The sequence below is a fragment of the Mycobacterium montefiorense genome (assembly GCF_025823255.1).
Classification (GTDB): Bacteria; Actinomycetota; Actinomycetes; order Mycobacteriales; family Mycobacteriaceae; genus Mycobacterium; species Mycobacterium montefiorense.
Window position 1 is genome coordinate 1 of the sequence record NZ_JACKVL010000016.1, and the last position, 3052, is coordinate 3052.

Consider the following 3052-nt stretch of genomic DNA (forward strand, 5'->3'; position numbering starts at 1 on the left):
TTGGGCGCCGGCGGTGCTACCGATACCGAACGTCGTCTGCTGCTGGATCGAGTAGCCGAAGCTTCCCTGCCCCACCCCGAAGTAGGGGAAGCCGATGAGGTTTTTGAAGAACGTGAAGAAGCCGGGGTTGAGCCCCATCGGGTTGGTCGGAGTCGGGATCGTGAACCACCCAGCCCACCACGGCGGATCCGTGGTGGCCGACGCATCGGCCCCCACGGTCGCAGTCGCATCGGCCCCCACGGTCGCCGTCGCAAGTTGCTGTAGTGCTTGCGGAACGGTCGTACTGGAAGCCGCCTGCGTTGTGGCGGATGCCGACTGACCGGATTGGGCAGCCCGCTGCGACGCCGCTTGGGTCACCGCGGCGGCCTGGTCGGCGGTGCCGTCCGGATTGGTGGTTTGAGGCGCCGACGTGAACGGGGGCAACTCCGTGGCGATCGCCGAGGCGCCGGCGTAGCCATACATGGCGGCGGCGTCCTGGGCCCACATCTCCATGTACTGGGCTTCGGTGACCGCGATCGCCGGGGTGTTCTGCCCGAAGAAGTTGGTCGCGATCAGGGTGGCCAGCAGCATACGGTTGGCCGCGATCACCGGCGGCGGCACCGTCATCATGAATGCCGCCTCGAAAGCAGCGGCGGCCGCCCGGGCTTGTGTGGCGGTCTCCTCGGTCTGAGCGGCCGCCGCACTGATCCAGCTCGCGAATGGGGACACCGCCACTACCATCGCGGTCGATGCGGGCCCGACCCATGGACCGATGGTGAGCTCAGAAATCACCGAGCTGTACCCGTTGGCCGCCGTGCCCAACTCCACTGCGAGTCCGTCCCAGGCCGCGGCCGCGGCCATCAACGGCCCCGACCCCGGACCCGAATACATCAAGGCCGAGGTGATCTCGGGCGGTACGGCTCCGTAGTCCATGGTCTAGGAAGCGCCCGGCTCGAACGGCATGTGTTCCTCGCAAATGGAATTAGTCGATGACCCTGACCGAAGTTGCTCGGTTGCGACGTTAGGGCGTCGTGGTCCCCCACTGCTTCCACGTGATTCGACCGAGCGCGCGACAGCGCCACCCCGCGAGTCGTTATCCGACGGGAGTACAAGCTGTCATCAACGAGCCGCGGCGCCACGAATCCCTGGGTTCATCTGCGGGAATGCGTGACAGAACGGGGTCTCGACGGTTGTCGTTCGCGAGTGTTCCAGCTGACAAGGCGGGGGTGAAAACCCCAGGGCCGGATAAAAATCCGCCCGCGGATAAAACCAGCGTCGCCTAGCTGTGCGGTGGGGCGTCACCTGGCCGCAAAACGGGCACAACCAGGGCCCGCCGATCGGCCGGATCAGGGCAAACAAAATGCACGCATGACGGCCGCGCGGCCGTCATGCGTGCATTCGCAGTGAATCGAGTGGCCTACCCCGCGAAGGGGGGTCGGGCCATGACGGTGGGTTTGAAGCCGTAGCGGGGACCCGAGGCGCCGAAGCCCTGGGAGCCGCCCATGCCGGCCAGTGGCATACCGCCGAGCAGGTTGCCCGAGCCGGCGGCTTCGGGGACCGCGCTGATNACCGGCCAGGCCCTTCGGCGCAGCAGAAGCCGCACTGGCCACCGCACCCCCGAGTTGCCCGGTACTTTTGGCGATCTGCACACCGCTGTTACCCATACCCACGCTGAAGTACGGCAGACCCTCGACGTTGTAGGCGAAGCCGGCGAACGGACTCAGACCGTTGACGAACGTCGCGAAGCTGCTGGGCAAAACGGTCTGCCCAGTCAACAGGAACCACAGCTCGGTGAACGGGTCGGTCGCCGTCGCCGCGGGCGTCGCAGCAGCCGCGAGGGTGCTGGGCGTCTGCTGGATCGCGCTTGCCGTGGATTGTGCGGCGTTGCCCGCTTCAGTGCCCGACGCCGACGAGACCGCGGCGCCCTGCTTAGCTTGAGCGTCCTGGGTAGACACCTCCGGTGCCGACTGGAACGGGGTCAGCTTGGTCGCGGTCGAGGACTGGGCCGCGTAGTGGTACAACGTGGTCGCGTCGTGGGCCCACATCTGCCCGTACTGAGCCTCCAGCTGGGCGATCAAGCTGGTGTATTGACCTAGCACGTTGGCCTGCAACGCCTGAGCCAACATGGCCCGGTTCTGTGCGACCTGCGGCGGGGGCACCACCGAACCGAACGCGGTCTCGAACGCCGCCGAGGCTGCGTCAAGCTGTGAAGCCGTGTGTTCGGCCTCGGCAGCCGTGGTCTGCATCCACTTCACATACGGAGTCAGGGCTTGAGCGGCTTTCGTGGAAGCCGGTCCCAGCCACTCCTCGCTGGACAGCTGGGTGATCACGCTCTCGTAGCCCTGCGCGGCCGAAATCAGCTCCGCGCCAAGGTGTCGCCATGCCGAAGCCGCCGTCGTCATCGACGTCGAACCGGCGCCAGCGTACATGCGGGCGGAGTTCACTTCCGGAGGCAATGCACCAAAATCAACCATTGTGATCCCCTTAGCCCGCCGCGGCCGCGTTGGCCGCCTCGGTCAGCGCGTACGACCCCGAGCTCGTACTCAAGGTGTTGACGAACATCTCGTGAATCGAGGCGGCCTGAGCACTGACTGCCTGATACATGCGTGCGTGCGCAGTGAATTGAGCCGCCGTTAGCGCGGACACCTCGTCTGCGGCGGCGGGCACCACACCCGTGGTAGGGGCCGCGGCTGCAGCATTCTGGGCGCTGAGCGCCGAACCGATGGTCTGCAACGTACCCGCCGCTGCCGCCAACGCTTCTGGGTGCGTTGTCAAAAACGACATGTGATTCCCTTCTCGATAACCGTCCGGTGCGCACACCTGGCGGTCTTGTTGGCAATGACGTTAGTTCGATCGCAGGCGGCGGTCGTGCTCCGCTGCGAACTGTTTAAACCCGGACAACTGCTGTTCATCTGGCAGACACTTCTATTCGTCGAAATTCAAATTCATATCGCGGTTCATCCGGCGGATGGTGGTCGGACGAGCACGTTTCGTTTGAAGCCGTACTTGTGGGTGAAGCCTGCGGCGCCGCGTCGTCCTGCGCCGGTCATTGGCATGCCTTGCAGGACGCCGT

At 65.5% G+C, this 3052-nt stretch carries 3 protein-coding genes and 1 pseudogene; 1 reads left to right on the plus strand and 3 read right to left on the minus strand.

From position 1 onward, the window contains the following. The 3 genes and pseudogenes from H7K34_RS19855 to H7K34_RS19865 all read right to left on the minus strand — a co-directional run. Positions 1 to 912 (minus strand): PPE family protein (locus H7K34_RS19855; protein ID WP_264063813.1); only part of this gene is annotated, 912 nt, incomplete at its 3' end. Between the two features lie 484 nt (positions 913 to 1396). Next, positions 1397 to 2453, minus strand: a pseudogene (locus H7K34_RS19860) (PPE family protein). Positions 2454 to 2463: 10 nt separating this feature from the next. Beyond that, positions 2464 to 2763 carry a PE family protein gene (locus tag H7K34_RS19865; protein WP_264063814.1) on the minus strand — a complete coding sequence of 100 codons (300 nt, stop codon included), beginning with the start codon at positions 2761 to 2763 and terminating at the stop codon, positions 2464 to 2466. 54 nt (positions 2764 to 2817) lie between these two features. Between H7K34_RS19865 and H7K34_RS27070 the strand changes: the two genes are divergently transcribed. Beyond that, a partial coding sequence (locus H7K34_RS27070) for a hypothetical protein (RefSeq protein WP_457852191.1) occupies positions 2818 to 3052 on the plus strand: 235 nt, incomplete at its 3' end.